The 23660-nt window shown below is 65.5% G+C and carries 21 protein-coding genes and 2 pseudogenes; 20 read left to right on the top strand and 3 right to left on the bottom strand.

The window, feature by feature from the left end; genetic code table 11:
- Positions 1-53: 53 nt before the first annotated feature.
- The 19 genes and pseudogenes from D892_RS49245 to D892_RS0126810 all read left to right on the top strand — a co-directional run bounded on the left by D892_RS49245 (position 54) and on the right by D892_RS0126810 (position 21120).
- The gene (locus D892_RS49245) at positions 54-905 is read left to right on the top strand and encodes a hypothetical protein (RefSeq protein WP_255360252.1); all 852 of its coding nucleotides are present in this window, start codon (positions 54-56) and stop codon (positions 903-905) included.
- A gap of 167 nt (positions 906-1072) precedes the next feature.
- Positions 1073-1885, top strand: coding sequence for an SAM-dependent methyltransferase (locus tag D892_RS0126730; protein WP_036567502.1), 813 nt, complete (start codon positions 1073-1075; stop codon positions 1883-1885).
- A 322-nt stretch (positions 1886-2207) separates the two neighbouring features.
- Complete coding sequence (locus D892_RS0126735; protein ID WP_156959696.1) at positions 2208-3182, top strand: helix-turn-helix domain-containing protein; 975 nt, start codon at positions 2208-2210, stop codon at positions 3180-3182.
- A gap of 744 nt (positions 3183-3926) precedes the next feature.
- Entirely contained in the window at positions 3927-4457 is a 531-nt protein-coding gene (locus tag D892_RS0126740) for a hypothetical protein (RefSeq protein ID WP_156959697.1), read from the top strand.
- A gap of 106 nt (positions 4458-4563) precedes the next feature.
- Positions 4564-5139: pseudogene (locus D892_RS45640) on the top strand (leucine zipper domain-containing protein); the annotation flags it as partial.
- Positions 5140-5637: 498 nt separating this feature from the next.
- Positions 5638-5868 carry a hypothetical protein gene (locus tag D892_RS0126745; protein WP_024804177.1) on the top strand — a complete coding sequence of 77 codons (231 nt, stop codon included), beginning with the start codon at positions 5638-5640 and terminating at the stop codon, positions 5866-5868.
- On the top strand, positions 5865-6464 hold the full coding sequence (locus D892_RS0126750; RefSeq protein ID WP_156959698.1) for a hypothetical protein: 600 nt from the start codon (positions 5865-5867) through the stop codon (positions 6462-6464). The genes D892_RS0126745 and D892_RS0126750 overlap by 4 nt, the downstream gene beginning before the upstream one ends.
- Positions 6465-6765: 301 nt before the next feature.
- Positions 6766-7020 (top strand): acyl carrier protein, encoded by a 255-nt coding sequence (locus tag D892_RS0126755; RefSeq protein ID WP_024804179.1) that lies wholly within the window; start codon positions 6766-6768, stop codon positions 7018-7020.
- 9 nt (positions 7021-7029) lie between these two features.
- Entirely contained in the window at positions 7030-8160 is a 1131-nt protein-coding gene (locus D892_RS0126760) for a StlD/DarB family beta-ketosynthase (protein WP_024804180.1), read from the top strand.
- A complete protein-coding gene (locus D892_RS0126765; RefSeq protein ID WP_024804181.1) occupies positions 8157-9062 on the top strand; it encodes a hypothetical protein in 906 nt (301 codons plus the stop codon). Before D892_RS0126760 ends, D892_RS0126765 begins: the two co-directional genes overlap by 4 nt.
- Positions 9059-10774 (top strand): FAD-dependent monooxygenase, encoded by a 1716-nt coding sequence (locus D892_RS0126770; protein ID WP_024804182.1) that lies wholly within the window; start codon positions 9059-9061, stop codon positions 10772-10774. The genes D892_RS0126765 and D892_RS0126770 overlap by 4 nt, the downstream gene beginning before the upstream one ends.
- The gene (locus D892_RS0126775) at positions 10771-11298 is read left to right on the top strand and encodes an SCP2 sterol-binding domain-containing protein (protein ID WP_024804183.1); all 528 of its coding nucleotides are present in this window, start codon (positions 10771-10773) and stop codon (positions 11296-11298) included. Before D892_RS0126770 ends, D892_RS0126775 begins: the two co-directional genes overlap by 4 nt.
- Positions 11295-12536, top strand: coding sequence for a beta-ketoacyl-ACP synthase II (fabF, locus tag D892_RS0126780; RefSeq protein ID WP_024804184.1), 1242 nt, complete (start codon positions 11295-11297; stop codon positions 12534-12536). The genes D892_RS0126775 and fabF overlap by 4 nt, the downstream gene beginning before the upstream one ends.
- Position 12537: 1 nt before the next feature.
- Complete coding sequence (locus tag D892_RS0126785; protein ID WP_024804185.1) at positions 12538-13011, top strand: DUF3237 domain-containing protein; 474 nt, start codon at positions 12538-12540, stop codon at positions 13009-13011.
- A 56-nt stretch (positions 13012-13067) separates the two neighbouring features.
- Positions 13068-14129, top strand: a complete 1062-nt coding sequence (locus D892_RS0126790) for a DUF1702 family protein (protein ID WP_024804186.1) — start codon at positions 13068-13070, stop codon at positions 14127-14129.
- Positions 14126-15544, top strand: coding sequence for an AarF/ABC1/UbiB kinase family protein (locus D892_RS0126795; RefSeq protein ID WP_024804187.1), 1419 nt, complete (start codon positions 14126-14128; stop codon positions 15542-15544). Before D892_RS0126790 ends, D892_RS0126795 begins: the two co-directional genes overlap by 4 nt.
- An 803-nt stretch (positions 15545-16347) precedes the next feature.
- Positions 16348-18996, top strand: coding sequence for a LuxR C-terminal-related transcriptional regulator (locus tag D892_RS0126800; protein WP_084161238.1), 2649 nt, complete (start codon positions 16348-16350; stop codon positions 18994-18996).
- A 748-nt stretch (positions 18997-19744) separates the two neighbouring features.
- Positions 19745-20194, top strand: a pseudogene (locus D892_RS42205) (pyridoxamine 5'-phosphate oxidase family protein); the annotation flags it as partial.
- Between the two features lie 140 nt (positions 20195-20334).
- On the top strand, positions 20335-21120 hold the full coding sequence (locus D892_RS0126810) for a hypothetical protein (protein ID WP_024804190.1): 786 nt from the start codon (positions 20335-20337) through the stop codon (positions 21118-21120).
- 31 nt (positions 21121-21151) lie between these two features.
- Here the strand turns inward: D892_RS0126810 and D892_RS0126815 are convergent, their stop codons facing one another.
- The 3 genes from D892_RS0126815 to D892_RS49735 all read right to left on the bottom strand — a co-directional run bounded on the left by D892_RS0126815 (position 21152) and on the right by D892_RS49735 (position 23328).
- Positions 21152-21382 carry a hypothetical protein gene (locus D892_RS0126815; protein WP_024804191.1) on the bottom strand — a complete coding sequence of 77 codons (231 nt, stop codon included), beginning with the start codon at positions 21380-21382 and terminating at the stop codon, positions 21152-21154.
- Positions 21383-21787: 405 nt separating this feature from the next.
- The gene (locus tag D892_RS42210) at positions 21788-22669 is read right to left on the bottom strand and encodes a pentapeptide repeat-containing protein (RefSeq protein WP_024804192.1); all 882 of its coding nucleotides are present in this window, start codon (positions 22667-22669) and stop codon (positions 21788-21790) included.
- Positions 22670-22947: 278 nt separating this feature from the next.
- Entirely contained in the window at positions 22948-23328 is a 381-nt protein-coding gene (locus D892_RS49735; RefSeq protein WP_369801837.1) for an integrase core domain-containing protein, read from the bottom strand.
- On the opposite strand from D892_RS49735, the gene D892_RS49740 reads away from it, so the two are divergent.
- Positions 23298-23537: an integrase core domain-containing protein gene (locus tag D892_RS49740; RefSeq protein WP_369801838.1), complete on the top strand. Its 240-nt coding sequence runs from the start codon at positions 23298-23300 to the stop codon at positions 23535-23537. The genes D892_RS49735 and D892_RS49740 overlap by 31 nt on opposite strands.
- The last annotated feature ends 123 nt before the right edge of the window (positions 23538-23660 follow it).

The raw sequence follows: 23660 nt of genomic DNA on the forward strand, positions 1-23660 counted from the left end.
TGTGCCTCCTGTTTCGCGGATACCGATCTTGCTCACATCGACCCATAACTACTATGCGGTGTCGGGTGGGGCGGCACACCGACCCGCAGTGCCCCTCAGGTGACCAGGTGTGCCGATTCGGCACGGCTCGTCAGCATTGCGGCACAGGTGGCCGGTCCGTAGCAGAACCGAGCGTCGCAGACTGGCAGTATCGGTCGACCGATACCGGGGATCCGAAGGACTCATCGGAATGGCAAGGGGGTGTCGTGGCGCCCACATCAGGGCCGGATGGTGTGGCTGCACGTGTCAGCACCGTGGAGATTCGCTCGTCCACAGAGTTCTCGTCCGAGCATGCGTGCGAGCAGTGGGAGGCGTTGGTCAGCAACATATTTGTGCCGGTGTCCGTCGAGCGTGTCGGGTCGGGTGAGTTCGTCGGTAGCGTCGCCGACGTCGAATTCGACCGGTTCGGCATGTCCATGGTCGGAGGTAGTCCACAGCAGGTACGACGGACGCGGCGGCAGGTCGTGCGGTCGGGGGAGCAGTACCTGGTGGCGATCATGCCGACGGCGGGGAGTTGCCGGATCGAGCAGCAGAACCGGGTGACCGTCACTGTCCCGGGTTCGATAACCTTCTGTGACACCAGCCGCCCCTTCACCTGCCGGAGCGACCAATGGGGTGAGTCCGTAGTGGTACGTGCTCCGTTGCAGCACGTACTCGACGAGACCGGTCTGTCCGGTGACGAGCTGCCGACGGCCCTCTCGATTTCGGGTAGCAGTGCGGTCGGTGTGCTGACCCGATTCTTCTCGGGGCTGGCCGAACTGAACACCGTCGATATCGATCAGGCCGCCCAGTTGGCCGGACACGGTGCCGGACTGCTGAACTCGGCGGTGCTGCTGGCGGCGCGACAGCACATGCCGTCCGGGTAGGCAGAGGTACTCGCCCGCCGCGCGGTGCCGGCCGCTCTGTAGATACGTGGAGCGTCACGAGCCGGCCATGCTGTCGGACCGAACCCGCGCCCACTGCCCACACGAACCGACTACGATTGTGGACGCGGTCGTTCGGGGCCAAACGAGCCGAAGTCGGAGTAGGAGCTGTGACGTCTTCTGATCCGAGTCCCACCGTCGATGTGACCATGCCGTCGACGGCCCGAATGTACGACGCGTATCTCGGCGGGAAAGACAACTACGATGTCGACCGGGCTGCGGTCGAACAGGTCAAGAAGGCATTCCCGTCGGTCGAGATCATGGCCCGCACCAACCGGGACTTCATGCACCGCGCCACCCGATACCTCGTACGCGAGGCCGGTGTCCGGCAGTTTCTCGACATCGGCACCGGAATCCCGACCGAGCCGAATCTGCATCAGGTGGCCCAGCAGATCGCCCCGGAATCCCGGGTGGTGTACGTGGACAACGACCCACTGGTGCTCACCTACGCACGCGCCCTCATGACCGGAACCTTCGAAGGCCGCACTACCTACGTACACGCCGATGCCGTCGATCCCGGGGCCATCCTGGCCACACGCGCGTTGCACGAGACACTGGACTCGAGTCGGCCGGTGGCGCTGAGCCTGATTGCCCTGCTGCATTTCGTCCCGGACGACCGTGACGCCTACGGTGCGGTCGCGACGCTGATGGACGCGTTTGCACCCGGCTCCTACCTCGTGATCAGTCACGCCACCGGCGATCTGGACCCGGAAGGCACCGCACGAGCCGAGGCAGTCTACCGCGACCGCGGTCTACGCACCCGAGTCCGCACCCACGACGAAATTGCCAAGTTCTTCACCGGCATGACTCTCGTCGACCCCGGGATCGTCGTGCCGCACCGGTGGCGGCCAACGGGTATCGAGTTACCTGCCTCGTTCGACGCGAAAGTGTCCTTCTACGCCGCGGTCGGCGCGAAAACCTGACCACGGCCTCCCCGATAGCCTCCCCGATCGTAAAGCCGTCCCCCACCACGCCACCGCGGCAGGTTGTCCGCGAACTCTCCAGGTACCCACTCCAGGCTGCCCAGCACGCCTCGGTCGGTGTTACACGAGCGAGGACGCGCATGGGGGCCGCAGGCGTTCGGCGAGAAGCGTGGGCTGCGGTGGCGGGGGAGGTGCCAGGTACGTGATCCGGCTGTATACCCATCGGTACCGAGGCGTGATTTGTCGGTGTGGTGTTGCCGAAGTTGTGATAGGAGGCTGGATTTCGGCGCCGGTCCGACGATCCCGGTGCAAGAATTGTCGCGTGGGTGACGCCCCGAGGAACACGCTCGTCGACATACGATCGACACGTGAGCTTGCGCCCAAGCGGGCGCTCGAGCAATGGGAGAGTGCGCTCGCCGAGTCCTACTACCCTATGGGGATCAGTAATCCGCAGGTGGAGAGGTTTCACTGCCGGATCAGGGCTGTCACCTACGGTGTCGTGGGCGTCTCGTTGATCGAAGGCACGCCGCAATGCGTGTACCGGTCGCGGCGGCATATGCATCGGCCCGACGAACAGTTTCTGTCGGCGCCCTTTGCGATCGCCGGCCGCGGCACCGTGGAAGGGTCCGGCCGGACGAGCGCGTTCGAGCCGGGCGGGCTACTCCTCTACGACAGCGCCCGGCCGACGGCTACGCACTTCAACAGTACGTGGGGAATAATGTCCATGCGGGCGCCGATGTCCAGCATCGTGGAGCGGACCGGGGTGCCGATCGGTCGGCTGCCGATCAATGTCCGGATCCCGACCACCGGTGCGGTCGGTGTGATCAAGCGGTTCTTCCGGGATCTGCTGGAGGTGCAGCAGAGCGATCCGGCGGCCGCGGCGGTGCTGGGCGAGCACGCCGTCGACTTGATGGCCTCGGCGGTTCTGCTGGCGTGCGGGGCCCGGCTCACCGAACGGTCGGCGCAGGCGCTGGCCCGGCAGCAGGCACTGGCGTTCGTGTGGAGTCATCACACCGAACCGGACCTCACCATCGACCAGATCGCGCGGGCGTGCGCGGTGTCGCGGCGCACCCTGTATCGATTGTTCGAGGATGTCGAGGGTGGTGTCGGCGCGATGGTGCGGCGGCGGCGCATCGGTACCGCCCAGGCGTGGCTCTGCGCGGACGGTGTCCGGTCGCTCGAATCGATCGCCGCGGCATGCGGTTTCGCCTCGGATCGGCATTTCTACCGCGTCTTCAAGCAGGAGACGGGAATGACGCCGGGTGAGTATCGGGCGTTGCAATACCCGGGGCGGTGACCGCCCGCGTAACTCGATTCGTCGGTGTCGCGGCACAGTTCAGCAGTGTGGTGTCGTGCGCGCCGACCCGGCGATGCTGGTCATCACCGGCGAGCGTCAAGCTGTTGCCTAATACGTTTCCGACAATTCCCTAGTTGTTACCGGAGACCTCGTCTCGTCAGGCCACCGACACACCAACGCAGACAGCGTCTTCCAACACACCCCAGCTGAGGCGCCCCGCAGCGGCGTCCTCAGCTCGAATCACTTTCAAAACACGGGCTAGCACCACCGGCGACGACGCAGGCGTTGGTGTTGTTCGGCAGCGAGCCGAACTGACCGGTTGCCGAGAGCATGGAGGAATGTGACGAGGAGTGCCCAGGATCTTCTGAAGTGGGTGTCGACGGGTCAATCTCACCGATGCCGAAGCGCCAGTGTGATGTTCAGGCCCTCCTGTCGGCGGGGCAGTGGTCGAGCTCGTAGGTATGAGTACCCCTCGGTCACCGATGCGGCGCTCATGTCTCGCTCCGAAGATCTCTCGTGTCAGCTATTTCGCACCGACCGCGAGTGGAAGAGGGATGTGATGATGCGTTACCCCTTTGGCGGACAAACGGGGCGGCACCGGACAGGTGACCGATATGAGTCGAAATATTCTCCACAACAACGATTTCCAGTCGAAAGGTCCCTGTAATGATTCGATATGGACTCGGTCTGGCGGCCGTCGCCGCCGCGGTCTGCGGCTCGGTCCTCGCGCAGGCGCCTGCGGCTTTGGCCGATCCGGTTGCCTTCTCCGGCACCATTCACGGTGCTGCTCACATGGCCGTCCAGAACCTCGACGCCCCCATCGATCCCGGCACCGCCGTAGGGAGCTTCGATCCGGACACCGGCGACGTTACCGTCGACATCCAGTTGCCCCGGCTGATGGATCGCGGCCGCCAGTGGGGACTGATCCCCTACACCAGCCGCGACATCGGCATCGTCCCGACCGCTTCGGCCAAAGGACATGTCGATGCGAACGGACTCACCCTCACCCAGCCTTTCCGCTTTATTGTCCCCAACCTCACCCTCGACTGGATCCCCGCGATCAACTGGTCCTCCGGCGAAGCCTGCAACACCGCCGACGACTCGGTCATGACCCTCACCGCCCCCGGCGTCACCGACCCCCGCAACGGCTTCACTGCCACCGGATCCTTCGATATGGGCCGATTCACCGGCTGCGGGCTCCTGAGTGACCCATTGTTCACGTGGACGATGACCTCACCGGGCAACAAGGTCACGCTCACCTTCGACCCGGCCTAGCTGTACCGACCATGGACGTTGGTGACGACGTGGCGAGCTGACATGGCGAAGACCTCCGAGTGCAGTGCGAGCTGCCAAGCAAAGCACTCACCTGCCGGAGGTCTTCGTGTCCCACCGCAATGCTCCATTGTCGGAGTTGGGCCGGTTGCGGCTCGCGCGTTGTGTTGTCGAGGAGGGCCGGCCCCTGCGGCGGGCAGCTGAGCGGTTCCAGGTGTGCGCCACTACGGCCAAGCGGTGGGCCGACCGCTACCGCCTCCACGGCTGCGCCGGGATGGCGGACCGGCCCAGCCGTCCACGCCGCAGTCCGTACCGGACTCCGACGCCCCGGACCGAGCGGCGCATCATCAAAGTCCGTGTGCTGCGCCGCTTGGGGGCCGGCCCGCATCGCCTACCTGCTCGGGCTGAATCCCTCGACCGTGCACCGGGTACCGGCCCGCTACGGGCTGGCCAGGCTGCGGTGGCTGGACCGGGCCACCGGCCGGGCGGTGCGCCGCTACGAACACCCCCGGCCCGGTGACCTGGTCCATGTCGAATGGGCCTACGCCCGCCTCTACCGCAGTGACACCGAACGCTGCACGCCTTCACCGACTGGCTACACACCTACAATCACCACCGCGGCCACACCGCACTCGGCGGCAACCCGCCAGCCGGCCGCGTTCCCAACCTCTCAGGTCAGTACACCTGGCACGACAGCTGTATTTCGTTGTCTCATAATCGTTTCTGCTGGTGGCGGAGTCGACACGGCGGCGGCCGTCGAGATCGGCTACCGGTCTGGCGGATCGGGACATCGAGCACGTAGGACGGGCACCGGGCCTCGCAGAAGGCCCGGAACCACCCGTCACGCCCGGTGGGCGCCCGGAACGGGCGCCGCAGCCCCGGAACTACGAGCAGGTGCGGGAACTGGCAAGGGGATGCGGACCGAACGTCGAACCCCAACCCGAAACTCGGACAACGAGCCGGCCGAGCCTGATGCTCCGACGACGCCACCGATCGAGTTCGACTGCGCCATGGATCCGCATGGGTATGTCCGCCCTTCGACTACCGATGCGAAATCATCGTCCCCATCCGAAGATTCCGGTTGTCGGATGTCTTCTGGCTGGGCTCGTCCCTGGGTCCGCCCGGGGACCAACTCGCCGTTGAATCACGTTGCGCCAGCAGCTCTCATTGTTCAGGAATTCCCATGAGCCCAGATATCGCCGACGACCGCGGATCGCCACTCGATAACCTGCTCCCCGGCCCGCTGCCACCGAGTATCTCGGCCCTGCCCGCGGATCGGCACGCCGATCTCGCCGACCTGATCCGCGCCGCCGAACGGGCTCGCACCACCGACCTGGAACAGGCCGCTCACCGCGCCCTCGACAGTATCCCGGTGTTCCTCCGCCCCGCCGTGCGCAAGGCGGTCGGGCTGTGACGAATTCCCTTGCCCTGCAACGACTGGCACGGGTACTCGACGTGCCGGTCGACCGGCTCGGCTATCTCACCGACGTACCTCCCGCCGACCTCGACTCCTTCCGGCGTCGCATCTGTGATCACCTGTTCGAGATCGCCGCCCCGAGGCTGCGCCAGGCTGCGGCGGCGGCCCGTATCATTCCGCCACAGATGGTGGCGAAGATGGTCGCCCACAACGCTGCGCCGTTGATGACCGCGTATCTGGCCACCGTGCTCGATCCGGATCGAGCCACGGCCGTCGCCACGCGGCTGCCGCCGCAGTACCTCGCCCAGGTGGCAAGCCTGCTCGACCTGGACCGAACCGCACCTGTCATCCGGGGGCTGCCCGAACGGATCATGGTGTCGGTCGCCGAAAACCTTTCCGCACAACAGGACTGGTTGACCCTGTCCGGTGCTATGACGATCGTGTCCGATTCGGCCCTGTCGGCCTGCCTCGCCGCCCTCGACGAAGAGGCCATTCTCGCGATCGCACATCTGATGGACAACTCCAGCCGTGATCGCGCCGCGGCCATGCTACCGGAGCCGCTCGCGGCCCTGGTCCGAGCCGCCGGCGCCTGAGTCGGCACTCGATCTGCCATCGGGACATTCAGCCAGCACGCGGCCGCGGTCCACCGCCGTATCCGCACGTCACCGGTCCGGGTAGCACACCAGGTTCCATCCGGCGCGACAACGCCATGCCATTTCGACCGAAGCCGGCGACGCGGCCGAATCCATAGGTATGCCAGCCCCGTCACGTACCGATGCGGGTACGTCCGCCCTGCCCGAGGATTTCGGGTGTCCGCTACCGCGGGCTCGACGCCCCGCTCGGACTCTCCCGTTCAGAAATGTTACGTACGAATAGTTAGAAGAAGGTGTAATCATGCGGATCGACGTTTCAGACGTTCGTCAGAATATCGGTGAGTATCTGAAAACCCATTACGACATCGACCTGGACCAGATGGATTCGGACGCAAATCTGGCCGATATCGGTGTCGATTCGCTCGGTGTGCTCGCCGTCGCCTCTGTGATCGAGAACGACTATGGGATCTCGCTGGACGACGAACGAATCGCATCGGTGCGCTCCTTTTCGGATCTGCTGGACCTGATCCGGATCAAAGCCGCAGAAAACGTCTGAGGGGATGCTGTGGAAGCCTATATCACCGCGACGGGCCGGTTTCTTCCGGGTGAACCGATTTCGAATGACGAGATCGAAGACTACATCGGAAAAGTCGGTCGTGCGTCTTCGGATCTACGTGACCAGATCGTACACAACAGCGGCATCAAGACGCGACACTACGCGATCGACAAACAACAGCGCACACTTGTGTCGAATGCGTCGATGGCCGCCTCTGCAGTGCGCAACGCGGTCGAACGCGCAAGCATCGTGCCAGGGGATGTCGAAATGCTGGCCGCAGCTACGACACTGCCGGATCTGATGGGTCCGGGGCACGCCAGCATGGTACACGGCGAGCTGGGGTTTCCGCCGATGGAGATCATTTCCACACACGGCATCTGCAGTTCGGGAATGATGGCACTGAAGAGCGCCTATCTGCAGGTGAAGGTGGGAGAGAAACGGACCGCGGTCGCGGTCGCCAGCGAGTTGGCCTCACGCGGCTTCAAAAGCACCCGGTACGAGGATATCAAGGTGCCTGCCGATGATGGCTCGCTGCCGATGGAGACGGCCTTCCTGCGCTATATGCTCTCCGATGGCGCTGGTGCGGTGGTCGTGTCGGCGAACCCGCCCCCGGAGAGGGTCAGCCTGCGTATCGACTGGATTTCGCTGACATCGTACGCCGATACTGAGAAGGCGTGTATGTATTTCGGCAGCAGGTCCAATGAGGCGGAAAAGTGCTGGGCCGACTATCCAAATGCGGCGGCGGCAGCCGCCGATGGTGCACTGGTGGCCCGGCAAAAATTGTCGTTGCTGCCGCACCTGGTGCGTGTCGGAATAGATGAATACGAGCGACTGGCGGCTGCCGGAAAATTCGACCCGGACTCCGTCACGTGGTTCCCGGTGCATTATTCGAGTGAACGTATGCGCTCGATGCTCATCGGCGAGTTGAAGCGCCGAAACGTGTCGCCCGCCCGCCCGGAGGTGTGGTACAGCAACCTCACGCGGGTCGGCAATATCGGCAGCGCCAGCATCTACGTCATCCTCGACGAAATGGTCACCGAGGGACTGGTGCGTCCGGGCGACACGCTCCTGTGCATGGTTCCCGAATCCGGCCGATTCGCCATCTCGTTCATGCATTTGACAGCGGTGGTCCCGCAATGACCGGAGCCGTCGTCTTCGAGTACACCCAGACCGGCCAGCTGGCCGAGGTCGTCGACGCACTGATCGGTCCGCTGATCGATTCCGGATGGCGGGTCCGGCGGGTGCCGGTTGCTCCGGCGAACCCGTTCCCGTTCCCGTGGCCGCTCACCCGCTTTTTCGGAGTGTTTCCGGAGTGCGCGGACGAGCGTGCGACGGTACCGCTGGCCGGAGACGGCCGCGAAACTCGTTCCGAGCCCGACGAATTGGTGATCTTGGCCTATCAGGTCTGGTATCTGGCGCCGTCACTGCCGGTGCGCGCGCTACTGACCACGCGTGCGGATGCCTTCGCGGGGCGCGATGTGCTCACAGTGATCGCTTGCCGCAACATGTGGTACTCCGCGGCGGCGGAGGTGCGGAGGCGGCTGAACGATGCGGGCGCCAGGCATCTGGGCACCGTCGCAGCCACTGATACTCGGCCGCAGGCGATCACCTTCGTCACCACCCTGCGCTGGCTGCTGGTCGGCAACCGCGACGGCCGACTCGGACGTGCCGGGGTCGGTGCGGAGGAACTGGCGCGGGTGCGGGCCGTGGGCGAACGGATCGCAACGACCGGATCCTCGGAGGAATTGGCGAAGGTGCTCGCCGATACCGATTCAGCACCGGTGGAGCCGGTGATCGCTGCGGCGGATCTGCTGGCCGGCGCCATGTTCCGCCGCTGGGGATCGGTCGTGCGGTGGGCCGCGGACCGCGGGACCCCCGCCCGCACAGCGGCGCTAGCCGCGTTTGTCGGCTGGTTGGGAGCGAGTATCGCGATAGGGCTGCCGTCGTTGGCGCTGGCGCGGCTGGTGGCCGGACACCGCTTCGACGCGGTCGTGACCGCTCGAGTGGTAGCGGCGATCGAACCGAGAGGAGCGCGCGAATGACGGTCCCCGTTGCGATCGTCGGTGGTGGCCCGGCCGGCCTGGCGATGGCACATTGCCTCGGCCATTACGGCGTGGAAACCATAGTGCTGGAACGTCGTTCACAGCCGTCGGCACATCCGCAGGCGACTATGGTCAACGCGCGCACCACCGAGATCTTCCGCGAACTCGGGCTGCTCGATGCTGTTCTGGCCGAGTCCACCAGTCTGGAGAGTGCCGCACGTATCCGGTTCAAGCGGGCGGTGGCAGGTCCCGAACTCGGCTGCCTCGAATTGGTGGAGTCGACGGACAAGCTGATGCGCCTGACGGGACAGAGTCCAACGTTGCCGGTCATCTGCCCACAGAATCGCCTGCAGCAGGTCCTTGCGGGACGGCTACGTGACCGGCCTTCGGTGAGCGTCTGCACCGGGGCGGACGTCGTGGAGCTACGGCCGGAAGATGACCGGGTCGACCTGGTCTACCGTTCCGACAGCACCACAGAGCACCATCTGCGGGCGGAGTATGTGGTGCTCGCCGAGGGCGTCCACGGCCGGTTGCGACAGACCGTCGGCATCTCCGGGACAACTGCGTCCACCCTGGGCACGCTGCTCGATATCCACTTCCGGGCGGACCTGCGGCCGCTGCTCGACGGTATCGACAGTGTGCTGACGTGGTTGATGAACGACCTGGTACGAGGCGTACTGATCACCGTCTCGCCCGACACCGACGAGTGGCTGTTGGAACTCCCGTGCAGGAGCAGCAATTCAGAGCACGATCCGCGTACGCTCCTCCAAGCCGCACTGGGAGTGCCCGTCCACACGGCAGAGCGGTCCGCCGTCCCGGCCGGAGAACCTGCCGTGGCGGTCGAAATTCTGTCCGCCCGCAGCTGGACGATGGCAACGACACGAATCGATCATTGGGACGACCCCTCGGGGAGGGTCCTGGTCGTCGGGGATGCGGCGCACACGTTTCCGCCGACCGGTGGGTTCGGGATGAACACGGGAATTCAGGACGCTCACAACCTTGCCTGGAAACTGGCCGGGGTAGTGGAGGGCTGGGCGCCTGCGCAACTGTTGAGCAGCTACGAGAACGAGCGGCGCCCGGTGGCCCGGTTCAACGGCGAGCAGAGCGAGCGAAACGCACACGCTATCGAGAAGTTCGGTGACCGAGCCGCCGAGCTGACCGGTGCGGAGCACTTCGATGCGCTGACCGAGCGGGCACGAAGGGAACTGGCAACCGGCATCGAGGCACAACGACCGCATTTCGACTTCTCCGGACAGGCCCTCGGATTCCGGTACGGTGCAACAACTGTCGTCAAGGACGTGGTGAACTACCTCCCCTGCGTCGAACCCGGTTGTCGCGCACCACATTTCTGGTTACGACGCGCGGACCGCACACTGGTGTCCACGCTCGACCTTCCGGGCACCGAGTTCGCCGTCGTCGCGGGCACAGCGGCCGCCGAAATCTGGCTGGACGCAGTTGGATACGTGCGTCTGATGAATACGGTGCCGGTGCAGGCAGTGATCGTCGGCACCGCCGACGACGATGCCGAACTCACCGATGACTCGGGGCGCATGCTCGGCGCCTACCGCTTGCGCGACGGGGGCGCCGTGCTGCTGCGGCCGGACGCGCACGTCGCGGCCGTACTGCCCGGCGTCGATCCGTACAGCGAACTCGTCTTCGCCGTGATCGCGGCCGTGACAACAGATTCGACAAGAGAGGTGATCAGGATATGACCGAGTCCTTGGACGTCGAGGCCCTCGAGGGCGCCATTGCGCTGGCGACCCGAACCGGGAAGGCCAGCCGCGAGCAGATACAGGACCTGCTTTCCGGTGAACGTGCCCGGGTGCGTGCCGTGGTGGAGGTGCTGCCGGCGCCGGAGCTGGATTGGGCATTGGGAACCGAGATCGGTGAGCAGGCGCTCCGCAACGCGTTCGCGCTCATGCCGGCCTACTACCGGCCCGGCGGCTTCGACACCCCGGTCACGGTGCGTTACGAGGTGACTCGCAGCGCCGGCAACCCGGTGGAACAAGACGTGGTGTTCGGTCCCGACTTCTGCCATGTCCGCGAGGTCGATCCCGCAGTCGAACCGGATCTGCGCATATCTCTCGACGCGATCGGATTCACCCGTATCGCCACGGCCCTGGTGCGCGGCCTGGAACTCATGATGCGCGGTGAACTGCGGGTGCAGGGCAACGTGCAGGTGGCGATGAAGATGGAAACCTTCTTCGGCCTGGCCGACCCCGGGGCAACCCGATGAGCGCGCGACGCGTGGTCATCACCGGTATCGGCCTGGTGACTCCGATCGGCATCGGCACCGATCCGTTCTGGAAACGCCTCGTCGACGGCGTCAGCGGCGCACGCCGCGTCACTGTCTTCGACCCCTCGTTCAACGATGTCCAGATTGCCGCGGAGATACCGGATTTCGACCCAGGACAATGGCTGGAATATAAAGATGTGCGCCGCTTCGACCGAGTCGGCCACCTTGCGACGGCCGCGTCGGATCTGGCTCTGGTCGACTCCGGCCTCGACGGCCTCGACCGCGACGAAATCGCCACCGTCATCTCCAGCGGCCTCGGCGGCGCCGGGACGGCTATGACCACAATCCGGGCGCAGATGGTGGGGAAGACCGTGTCGCCGTTGTTCATTCCGATGGTGATGGCGAACTTCTCCGCCTCCACCGTTGCCTTCCGGCACAGACTCGGCGGGCCCAGCTATGCCCCGCTGAGCGCGTGCGCATCATCGGCCGACGCGGTCGGGCAAGGCTACCGAATGGTACGCGAAGGCCACGCCGCCGCGGCTGTGGTCGGTGGTGCCGAAGCCCCGGTGACTCCCGCTGTGCTGGCCGGGTTCACCAGTATGCGGGCGCTGTCGAAGCGCAACGACGACCCCCAACGGGCGGGGCGGCCCTTCTCGGCCGACCGCGACGGGTTCGTCCTCGGCGAGGGCGCCGGAATACTGCTGCTGGAGCCCCTGGACTCGGCGCGGACCCGCGGCGCACACATCTACGCCGAGGTGTGCGGCTACGGGCCGGTGAATGACATCCATCATGTTACCGCCCCGCGAGCGAACGGCGAACGCGCAGCCAAGGCGATGATGCTGGCCATGTACCAGGCCGGCGTCGGCCCCGCCGAGGTCGGCTACATCAATGCGCACGGCACCGGCACGCAACTGTCGGACCCGGCCGAAACCCGGGCCGTGCACCGGGCCTTCGGCGAATACGCCTGCACCGTGCCGATCAGCTCCACCAAACCGATGACCGGACACATGCTCGGCGCGACCGGAGCAGTGGAGACCGCGATCTGCGCGCTGGTACTCGAACGCGGCCAACTGCCACCGACCATCAACTATACCGAGCCGGATTCCGAATGCGATCTGGATTACGTACCGAACACCGCAAGGACCACGAGAGTCGATGTGGCGCTGTCGAATTCGATCGCCTTTGGCGGCCACAACGTGACCCTCGCCCTGCGCCATGTCAACGACAGCGAGGACTGAGATGGAACTGACCCGAATCGGCACCGTCACCGCGAACCTGAAACCACCCGTGATGATCGGACCCGGCCCCCACGGTTTGCGGATATTCGTCGAGATCCTCGACGGAGTCTTGGAGGGAGATCCGAATGTCACTGCAGTACAATCGATCACCGGAAAAGTGTTGTCCGGCGGCGGCGACTGGGCACTGATCGGCGCCGACGGCTGGGTGCGATTGGACGTGCGGGTACAGTTCCAGACCGTCGGCAGTGGCGTGATCTATGCCAATTTCCCCGGCCTCCTCGAGATGAACGACAGGGTTCAGCAGGCGTTCTCCGAGGGCTCGGCAACAGATTTCGGCGACCAGTACTTTCGAGTGACACCCAGACTGGAGACCGGTGACAACGACCTTGCTTGGGTCAATCACACCGTTTTCGTCGGTGAGGGTCGGTTCATCGAGGGATTCGGCCTGCGATACAACATGTTTCGGGTGGGGTGAGATTCCGGTTCGGAAAATTCTGAAGACTTCGAAAATTGATGACAAGAGGTAATTCGATGGCTACTGTACTGACTGTGATCAGGCATCTGGTGCCGGCACCGTCGATGCGGGACATGAAATTCGCCGACCGCGGTTTCCCGGTAACCGCGAACGCAATGAGCCGACTGCTCGAGGGGGTGCCGAGGGCGGTAATGGAAGGTTTCGAATACGGTGCCGATATCACCGACCCGGACGAGGTGGCGCGTCGGCTGGAGTGGGTCGACCCGCACTACCGGGGTCTCGCCTACGAGGGGGCCTTTGCGGCCCTGGCGATTCGAGATGCGATGGCGTTCGGCAGGACTCGGCTCGCCGAGGAATTCATGCGCGGTCCCGGCGAACCGTACTCCCTCCTCGCGTACATAGGCTACGGGCTGGTCATGTCACGCCTGCCGCGCCGGATGTGGCAGCAGGCGATACCCCGGCTCGACTCCAACCCCCTGGTCGAGCAACTGCACTGGCTGGCCGTCGACGGCTACGGATTCGACCGCGCATTCTTCGACCCACAGCGCTGGCTGATCCGGCGGCAACGGCCGCCGCAGCACCGCTGGGCCGGGGACGACACCCATTTCGCGCCCGTGTTCGACCAGGGCATCGGCCGGGCACTGTGGTTCTTCCACGGCGGAGACGCCGAGGCGGTAGCTGCCGCGGCCATGCAGTTCGATCCGGACCGACGCGCCGACATCTGGAGCGGAATCGCCGCCGCCGCAACCTATTCCGCAAGCCCGGACAGGCCGGGACTGGAGACGCTGATCCGCGAGTCCGGCGCGTACGCCGCCGACCTCGCCGTCGGTGCGGTGATGGCCACCGCAGCCCGCCGGCACGCCGACCATGTACCCGACGGCACCGCCCTCGCCTGTGAGCTGCTGTGCGGGGATACTGTTGCCGTCATCGGGGAGCTGGCGGAAGCCGAGGCCGAGCCGCCGGCGGATCCGCAGGGCGGACCGGAGTACGCGCAGTGGCAAGCCCGGATCCGCGCCCGGTTCACCGACACCGCGGCAGACCGGCAGGACAGCCCGGCCGGGCAACGGCCGGACGTCGTACCCACCCACGCCTCGGACGCGGATGTGACGCGGTCATGACGGCCGAACGGGTTCCCGACCGTGTCACATCGACGTTCACCGAGACAGGGCCCGGAGAGACCGGACCACCGATGGAGCGGTTCGGCCCGCGTGAACTGGTCCGGACCGCGGCAGTGGCCGGTACGCTCGGCGGCGCGGTCGGCCGGCGGATGGGCCTGCGGTTCGGGCGGTCTCCGCGGGACGCGATGGATGCCCGGGCCCGGGCACGGGTCACTGCAGACGGCGTGGTGGACGGATTCCAGGCGCTGGGCCCGATGTTCGTCAAACTCGGCCAGCTGATCGGCTCCTCGCCCGGAGTGTTCCCGAGCCCGCTCGCGGATGCCTGCCTACGCTGCCTCGACGACCTGCAGCCGTTCTCCGCAGCCGAAGCCCGCGCCGTGATAGAAGCCGATCTGGGGCAACCGATGTCGGCCATGTTCCGCGATTTCGAGGACGAGCCACTGTCGGCGGCCTCGGTGGCGCAGGTACACGCCTGTGTACTCGCCGACGGCCGCGAGGCGGTGATGAAAGTGCAACGCCCGGGCATCGCCCGTCGCATGATCGTCGACCTACGAGTGGCATGGAAACTGGCCACCCTGCTGGAGCGGCGATACGAGTCGGCCCGTATCGCCAACGCCGTCGGCGTCGCCCACGACCTGTACCGATCCACGATCACCGAGCTGGACTTCCGGGCCGAGGCAGACAACCAGGCGAGGATCCGGGAGAACCTGTCGACGTTCGGCGACAACGACGGCGTCGTCATACCGGAGGTGTATCCACGGTACTGCGGCACCCGCACGATCTGCATGCAGCGCGTTCACGGGGTGCCATTGGACCGGTTCGACACCGTACGTTCGACGCATCCGAATCCCGAGCTGCTGATTCGACGACTGGTGAAGGCATGGATGGAAAGCGTGATGGTGCACGGACTGTTCCACGGCGACGTGCACGCGGGAAATCTTTGGCTACTGCACGACGGCCGGCTGGCGATATTGGATTTCGGCATCGTCGGCACCATGCCACGGGCGTGGCGCGCACTACTGCAGGCGATGTTCCACGCCAGCGCCATCGACGGCGACTACACCCCGGTCGCGCGGGCCCTGCGAGAACTGGAACTGTTCGAGGACCACAACGCCGACGACGCCGCGATCGGCGCGCAGTTGGCGATCGTGCTGGGCCCGCTCCTGTCCGGCGAACTGGCGCATTTGGATTTGGGTACGCTCACCGGGCAACTGGTCGAGTTCGGCCGTCGACGTGGCATGATCGGCCCCCAACCGCTCATCCTGATGGGTAAACAACTCAGCTATTTCGAGCGCTACGCAGTAGCCCTCGCCCCGCGCTGGCGCCTGGGCAGCGACCTTTACCTGTTCCGCAACATCTTCCCTGCCGCCGTCACTGCCGCAGCTGCCCGCGCGGGTACGGACCTTCCCGACTGATCGGCCGACCAACGGCCGGGACTACCGCCGCACAACGCAACCGCTCGGCCTTGCCCTCGTCACGACGTCTTGGGTAGTTCGCCGGGCGGTATCAGCACGCCCATGGCGGGTCGGAGCCGATGCTCCGCGGCGATTGCGGTGCGAATGATGGAACGGGATCGGCGCCTCGTTCCCCCGTAGGTATGCCCGCTCTTCATCCATTGATGCGGGGACATCGTCGTTCCCTGACGATTTCAGTGTCGGTTATCGGGAACTACGGCGAGCGACATCGATGCCGGCACACGCATATGCAGGCGGCAACGACGCCGTGGCCGCGACGGTGCGACCGAGCATGTGTGCCGGGATCGGCACCGCTGCGGAGATAGCTCGGGCCCGATAGTGCTCAGCGCAGCGGTCGGCTGCGTGCGCCGACACCCAGGTAGATGTCGGTGGCGCGGTGACCGGAAGCCACCAGCGCGTGCCCGGATCCGGCTGTGTGGCAAATGGTTCGGTTTCCTGTGCCTTCTCGCCGGTCCGGTCGGCCTCCGGTAGTTTCACCTCGCTCGGCATCGTATAGCCCGCCCGACGGTCGCGTATCGAGACCGGAGTCGGGCCGGGGCCTGGCACGGGATCCTCGGATGCGAAGCAGGAGGCGGCCGGCGAACTCGGATGTGGTTGGGCGGCAGTGAATTTCGGTGGCGGATTCGACAGTGACGGCACCGGGTACGTTGTCGTAGTCGGCGGTCCGCGACGGCCGATTGCAAACGTTCGTACCCCGGTCGGGTTGTGGTCGGTCGAATGGCCGGTGGTTACACTTCGGCGGTATGTCGGCGTCGCGCCGAGAACGCGTGGGGGACGCGGCGGCTACGGATCGGTTTGTGGGCCGGGAGCCGGAGCGGGACAGGACCAGTGTTCTGCTGCTGGGTTCGGCCCGGTTGATTACGTTGATCGGCCCGGGTGGGATCGGGAAGACGCGGCTCGCGGCCGAGACTGTGCGTCGTTTCCGGAAGGCCACCGACACTCCGGTGTTTTGGGTGCGGCTGCTGCGGTTGCCCAAGGATTCCGATGTGGTCGCGGTGGAGGAGGAAGTCGCGCGGTCGGTGGTGGAGGCCGATTTCTCCGGCCGGTCGGCATGGGAGGCGCTTGTCGACGCGCTGACCCGGGCCGACGGGACAGGGCGCAGCCTGCAGACGGTGCTGGTGATGGACAACTGCGAGCACGTCCTGGTCGGTGCCGGCCGTGTGATCGCGCAGTTGCTGGAGGTGGTGCCGGGGTTGACCATTCTGGCGACCAGCCGGGAGGCCGTGGGGTGGGCCGACGAGAATCTGGTGGCGATTCCCCCATTGACGCAAGGGCAGGCGTTGATATTGTTCCGGCAGCGTGCCGAACTCACCGGTCACCCGGTCGCCGAGGGGGAGCAGGCCGCGATCGCCGGTGAAATCTGCCGGCATGTGCACGGTAATCCGTTGTATATCCGGTTGGCGGCGGCGCGGCTGTTGCGGCAGCCGCTGACGGGGATCCTGGCCGAGCTCAGTGGCGAGCCGACCGACAGGCGGATGCGGTGGTCACACGGGCCGCGGGTGGGCGCCGACGAACGGCACCGCGGCGTGCGTGACGTGATCGCCTGGTCCTATGACCTGTGCAGCGACAAGGAACAGCTGCTGCTCGACCGGATGTCGGTATTCGCCGCGGGATACGACACCAACCCCGAGGGCCACACCGCTTCGGCCCTGGACGTCGGCGCCGACCTCGAAGCCATCGAAGCGGTCTGCGCCGACGACGATCCGGGCCCCGGACACGATCAAGACACCGCACGCAGCAGCGACGCGCCGGACGTCAGCCTGAGCGAGCAGGAGGTTGAGAGCCTGCTGGAGCGGCTGGCCGACCAGTCGCTGGTGACCGTGCACCTCACCCCGACCACGGTGCGATACTCCCTACCGGAAAGCATCCGGCTTTTCGCGCAGCAACGGCTGACCGAACACTCCACAGACACGGTGGACGAACCGGCACGACTGGCCCAGCGTCACCGCCGATACTACCGAGACAAAGTCGCTCAGGTACGGCTCGAGTGGTTCGGTTCTGCCGAGCAGGACCTGCAGTTGTGGGCTCGTGGCGCGCGGGCCGACATTGTGACCGCGATCGAGTCGAGCCTCACCGCGGGCGAGCCCACACTCGGTCTGGAAATCGCCATGGGCCTTAGGGGCCTGCATATATTCAGACGCTCACTGTGGGAAATCCGCGCGTGGACCGAGCGCACGCTGCAGGCGACCCGCACGCTGACCCCGCAGCCGACTGAACTTCACATCGAGGCCATGGCCTGGATCGCGTGGCTGGCCGTGTTCCAGGGCAGGATCGAGGACGCTGAACGGCTGCTCGAAGGCTGCGTCGCCGCCTGTATCGGCGACCCGAAGGCCGGACAGAGCTGGCGGCACACCCCGGAAACCGACATCGGCCTACCCCCTCCCGTCGAACTCGCATGGGGAACGATACTGATGCACGCGCATCGAGATCCGAGGGCCGTGACCGTGTTGGGCCGCGCTCGCGAAAAATACCGTGACCTCGGCGATCTCCGCGGCGAGGCGTGGAGCGAGCTGCATGAGGCGTTGGCCGCGAGCTTCTTGGGGCCGGCCCAGCAGGCCCTGGAGTTCACCCGGCGTCACCTCGATCACGCCACCGGGACCGAGGTCGGGTGGGCGAAAGCATGGGCCGAGTTGACGTGGGCGATCGCGTTGACCAGACACGGTGATCCCACCGAGGCGTTGGCCGTCGGGCGCACCGCTCTGGCATATCAGGTCGCTGCGCGCGACGCATGGGGTGCGAATTTGGCGGTGCGCATTCGGATGTGGTCGTTGGCACAGATCATCACGGACTCGATCGCGGCCGGGAACGCCGACCGGGCCAGGCTCAGCGCATTGGCCACCGAGGTCGCTCACCTCGCGGGAGGAACCACACGGGAGCTGGTGGAGATGGGCATCGATATCAATGGTTTGGGACCTGTCGCCGACGAAACGAGCAACGCGATCGACGTTGCCCGCCGAGTACTGGGCCGTGAGGCATGCACGGCTGCCGAAACACAGGGCGCCCTGTTACGGCCCGAGCTGGGCGAGGTGCAGCTCCTCGCCCTGGGCACGCTGCCCGCAGACAAGCTGCCGGCCAACCAGTCCGTCAAGCCGGACCATTCCGCCCCGAAGAAGTCCGTCCGCTCGCTGTGGGACGAGCTGTCGGGTGCCGAGCAGCAGGTCGCCATCCTGGCGGCGGCGGGGTGGGCAAACTCTGCGATCGCGGCCCGCCGGGGTAGTTCCCGCAAGACCGTCGACGCGCAGATGGCCGCGATCCTGCAGAAATTGATGGTCTCCTCCCGCGAGGACATCATCGGTCTTGTTCCGCGAGACCGGATCGGTCAGGTCTGGGCGGAAGTAGCCAGCAGGCCCCGCCGAACAGGCGAACGACCACGTAAGCCACGGCAACAGTGACAGCTCGGCCACCGACCTGCCGGGCTGATGCCCCTCACGTCCCATCCGATGTGGCAGATCGGGCCGATTTCGCAGTCGCTGACGGCGGACCGCGGTGCCGGAGGTCGGGATCACTCGGGTGTGGAGGACGGTCTCGTCTCCGTTGACGAGACCGTCGTCCACACGCGAATGACCTCGCCCGCCGCCAACGAGGTGATAGTCCGGTCGGACTGCGAACACCGCATGCGGGCGAACGCGACACTACGGTCGCCGCCACCGAGCTTGACCGTACCGTTCATTTCTACCTTTCTCCTCAGCAGTAAGACCGCGGTGCGGAATGCCGATGAGCGCTCCCACAATGTACGTGCGCCGTACTGTAGTCTCTTTCCGTCATGGCCCCATGGCCGATACCAGAATTCAATTATTGGATCACGACGACGTCCACACATCGGTAGCCGAAGGGCGGGCATACCTATGTAGTCACCCCGACCATGCTTTGTGGGCCGAGGGTGTGCACCGACTCGTAGACCAGGCAATTGGTGTTCTCGGATTCGGGTTGCGACAGGGGAAGGCTCGCCCAGGGCCGCGCTCTGCTTTTTTCGTGCCGCCGAGCTGGACACTGTGGTGCGCATTTCGACCGAGATCCAGGACGCAGGCGAGTCTGTAGGTATGTCCGCCCTGTCGGCTACCGATGCGTGATGCTGGTCCTGTTCCCAAGATTTGCGGTATCGGCTATCGGGGATTTGCTCCAAGCGAAGGAGAGCAGAGAATGGACGGCGCCGGATTCGACAGCGGTGGTCATGCCATCGTCGATCTTGATCGTGCTCAGGCCATGGGGCTGTTGGCGAGTACCGGCTACGGACGAATTGTGTTCAGCCGCGGCGTATTGCCTGCGATACGCCCGGTCAATCACCTTGTCGCCGACGGCAAGATCATCGTCTGCCTCCGAGTGATCTCGTCCTCCGAGGGCGCGATGTTCGTCCGCGACCGCGGAACCGACCGCGGAACCGTGGTCGCGTACGAGGCCGACAATCTCGATCCGGTCCACCACACCGGATGGAGCGTGATGGTCACCGGCCTGGCCCGCATCGTCACCGCTCCGGATCGAGTGGACCACTACCTGCAGGCCCTACACCCCTGGATAGGTCCCGCCGAGAACACTGTCGCCGCCATCGAACCCCGCATTGTCACCGGGATCCGGCTTGCGCTGAACACGAGGTGCGCGGACGAGCCGCGCACGCGCCACCAGCCACCCCACAACCATGCCGACAACACATGCGGCGGCTACCGGCAACGATCCGCCAACGCCCATGCGGTTCGCGCCTGTGACAAGCCCCGCGAACCGAGAAGAGGCCAGCCGTGATCAGCCTCACCAACTCGCTGCACCGCGGCGACCGCTACCTTGCTACATCGATCCTTGTCGACCTGGGACACCCGGACAAGGCGACCGTGCCGGCTACCGCACGCTTCGGCTCCGACCGCGACGCCTTGATCTGGTTGCGCGACCGCGCGCGGCGAATGACATTCGCGGATGACGCGATCGTCGGCGCAAGCATCGTCATCGACCAATCCCGTGTACAACGGCTGCGCCCGATCCGCCACATGGGTGTCGGCACGGCCCTCGCGATGGCCCGGCAACTCGACGACTTGGTGCTTTCGCCGACATCGGATGGGCGCAGCAGCCGGACCGCAAGATCCGTCAACGTCCCGGCAGACCCGGCGCGCAAGGCAGTGGCGGCATTGGATCGGGTGCTCGACCAAGGCCTGACCGTCCGGTTCACCGACCCCGCAGAACCACGCCGAGTCATGACCATCGGGATGATCGACCGTGCGTGGACGGCTGTCGAATACCGGCAGAGCGATTCCCTGACAGCTTGCCGGCTCCGCAAGATCGGCCCCGTTGGATTACCCCACTACGCGCGGGTCACCGACCTGTTCGACGATCTCGCACTCGGTGCCCCCTATTGCTGCGAAGACCGCGTCGGCCAACATCTACCACCCATGGCCGTACCACCGGACGTCCGAGCAGACCTCACCGCGTTGCAAAGACGCATCGACACCCTCACCGCGGAAGTCCGCTACTGCGCCTGCGACAATCCAGAGGCCCTCCACATCCAGCCCCAGCACACAGTGTCGGCCGCGTAGCGCGATCGCCGAACGGCCAAATCAACCACCGTCATCCCGGCACATCGGCCGAACGCCGACCGCGGGTGGCCGCCACCATGCTCGTCGACATGAACCCCGAAGTGGTCAGTGAGGTCATCTCCCAGCTTCCGCCGCCGGCCTCGGCGAAGATCCTGACCGTGGTGCTCGAATTGCACTGGGACAGAAAGACGTACTGCCCACCGCCGGTCCCGCAGCGCATGGAGCCGAGTCCCACAGCGGGCTTGCCCGACGGTATCTGCACCCACCGGAATCGAACTGAGGTAGCGCCCCGGTAGGCGCCCGAGGAAACCTGTAGGTCCACAGAAATCTCGTTCGGCCTGCATTCGCGCTCGCCCGCACATGTGGCACCGGTTGCTGCGCATCTCCCTCGACGGCCTGCGCTGATCAACCTCGTGGTTCCGGGCTCCGGCAAGGGTCCGCCAGACCGTCTACGACACACTCCACGCACGCGGTCACCAAAGGAGTCCTCATCTGTGAACAATTTCCCGAGCTACGAGGCCCCCGAAAGCACCAGAACCGAACCCCCGGAAGGCGGCGGTGGTTTCGATCAGGAGGCGGTATCGACAGCAGCTGACCAATCCGTCGGCACCTGGCTGCGGACCGCTCGGTTGGCGAGCGGACCATGGGTCGGCGCGGTATATGCCTGTTACGGGCTTGCAAGCTGGTCCGGGAATGGGGAGCCTTGAGCGAAGGTGGCGGTGCGCACGTTGCGTTCGCCGGTCCACTCCACGTCTTCGAAGGTGGCTCGGCGTTCGAACGTTGCTTGGGCGAACAAGGCCATACTTTTGAATGTCGCGTTGCGGAATGAGGCGTTGCCCTCGAACACTGCCTTGCGGAATGAGGCGTTGCCCTCGAATGTCGCCTCGCGGAACGAGACGTCGTCTCCGAACATCGTGCCGATGCATACGCACCGGTCTATTGTGCAGCCGCTGAAGTCGGCCGGGTCGTCCAAGCGCGCTCCGGAGAGGTCGATCACTGCGTGATGCCAGAATCCGGGGTGATCGGGCCGCAACCGGTTCGCCAGCTCTCTGACTATGGTGTCGCGAACGTGGCGTTCACCCGGGACAACGGCCTCGTCGCCGGCGGCGAGACGGAGGTAGGTACACAGTAGACTGAGGCAGGTCGGCCGGTCACGAGCAGAATCGTCGGCAATGCGGACCAGGGCGGTGACGCCGCCGAGGCGGATCGCCGGTGCAGAGTGACCGAGTTGCTCGACGGCCTTGGTGTAGCGCTCGGTGAACAGCCTGTCTTGCTCGCGAAGGCTGTTGGCCTCGTCGGTGCGTTGCTTGCGATACGAGACATAGAGCGCCGCTCCGGCACCGGATCCTGCGACAACGGCAAGCGCGGTCTTGATCACGTCCAGACGCGCGGCTGTGTGGTCGAGCTGATGCAACAAGAGGTAGGCGACAAAGGAACCGAGCAGCCCAAGTGCCAGCATCCCGGTGTAGGTGATGGCGAATGGGGCCGGGCTGTAGTCTTGGCGGTCGTTCCCGTTGCGATCGCGCCACTGAATTCTCTTGGGCCACATGGACGCTGACGATACCCGGGGGCGCTACACGGCGATCACGCATCAGCGGGGCGCAGCCACTTGCTCGCGGAACGTGTTGCAGCAGCCCATTGTCGGGCCCCCGTCGACCTCCTCGAGGAAAGTCCGGGGGCCACTTGTACGGCCGTGCCGGATTTTGGCTACTTCGACACTGGATACTCCTTTGTGGACCGCGGCCGGTTACCACCGAAGTGCGGCACAGCCAGATCTCGGACAGTCTCTCGGGCGTGTGAGGTTCACCCCGAACCGTGGACAGTTGGTTACGCACCGTTCGCTGCGACTGTCGTGATGGACTGCTCGTAGCGTATGGGGCTGATGCCGCCGATCGCGGAGTGCCGTCTCGTAGTGTTGTACCAGTGTATCCACTTGTCAGCTGCGGCAACGAGTTCGGGCTTCCGGGTGAAGGTGTGGCGGTAGTAGAACTCGTGTTTCAGGGTTGACCACAGCGATTCGGAGGGGCTGTTGTCCCAGCATATGCCGGTAGCGCCCATCGACCGGCGAAGGCCGTGACGTTCGCAGGCTTTCGCGGTGAGGTGGGCGGTGAACTCGACCGATTGAATCCGGCCATCACACCGCGCAGGCCACCGCTGCCGCCTGCGCCCGGCACGGCCTGCTCCGCTCTGCCGGCGCCACCGGCATATGCTGGGACAACGCCGGCGCCGAGAGCCTGTGGTCGAGTTTCAAGCACGAATGCTACTACCGGCACACCTACGCTACGAAGACCGAACTCGTTGCCGCAGTTGATAATTGGATGCATTTCTACAATCATCAGCGGCGGCACTCGGCGATCGGGATGCTCTCACCCATCGACTACGAGCAGTCCCTCAACGTCGCCCCCGAAGCAAGCTAACCGCGTCCACTTTTTCGGGGGAACCCACCCAGCAGGACATGAACGGTGTGTGCGACCAATGCCAGGACTGGCGGCAGCTACGCGACGGACTGTGTATCGAGTGTCACCCCGGGCTTGACGGAG

The sequence above is a fragment of the Nocardia sp. BMG51109 genome (assembly GCF_000526215.1).
In the GTDB taxonomy this organism is placed as follows: Bacteria; Actinomycetota; Actinomycetes; order Mycobacteriales; family Mycobacteriaceae; genus Nocardia.

What these genes read in the sequence shown, in the direction of transcription:
- D892_RS49245 (WP_255360252.1), top strand. Translation starts at nt 54, where the DNA reads ATGCGGTGTCGGGTGGGGCGGCACACCGACCCGCAGTGCCCCTCAGGT.
- fabF (WP_024804184.1), top strand. Translation starts at nt 11,295, where the DNA reads ATGAGCGCGCGACGCGTGGTCATCACCGGTATCGGCCTGGTGACTCCG.
- D892_RS0126785 (WP_024804185.1), top strand. Translation starts at nt 12,538, where the DNA reads ATGGAACTGACCCGAATCGGCACCGTCACCGCGAACCTGAAACCACCC.
- D892_RS0126745 (WP_024804177.1), top strand. Translation starts at nt 5,638, where the DNA reads ATGAGCCCAGATATCGCCGACGACCGCGGATCGCCACTCGATAACCTG.
- D892_RS0126770 (WP_024804182.1), top strand. Translation starts at nt 9,059, where the DNA reads ATGACGGTCCCCGTTGCGATCGTCGGTGGTGGCCCGGCCGGCCTGGCG.
- D892_RS0126775 (WP_024804183.1), top strand. Translation starts at nt 10,771, where the DNA reads ATGACCGAGTCCTTGGACGTCGAGGCCCTCGAGGGCGCCATTGCGCTG.
- D892_RS0126795 (WP_024804187.1), top strand. Translation starts at nt 14,126, where the DNA reads ATGACGGCCGAACGGGTTCCCGACCGTGTCACATCGACGTTCACCGAG.
- D892_RS0126765 (WP_024804181.1), top strand. Translation starts at nt 8,157, where the DNA reads ATGACCGGAGCCGTCGTCTTCGAGTACACCCAGACCGGCCAGCTGGCC.
- D892_RS42210 (WP_024804192.1), bottom strand. Translation starts at nt 22,669, where the DNA reads ATGTGGCCCAAGAGAATTCAGTGGCGCGATCGCAACGGGAACGACCGC.
- D892_RS0126800 (WP_084161238.1), top strand. Translation starts at nt 16,348, where the DNA reads ATGTCGGCGTCGCGCCGAGAACGCGTGGGGGACGCGGCGGCTACGGAT.
- D892_RS0126755 (WP_024804179.1), top strand. Translation starts at nt 6,766, where the DNA reads ATGCGGATCGACGTTTCAGACGTTCGTCAGAATATCGGTGAGTATCTG.
- D892_RS0126790 (WP_024804186.1), top strand. Translation starts at nt 13,068, where the DNA reads ATGGCTACTGTACTGACTGTGATCAGGCATCTGGTGCCGGCACCGTCG.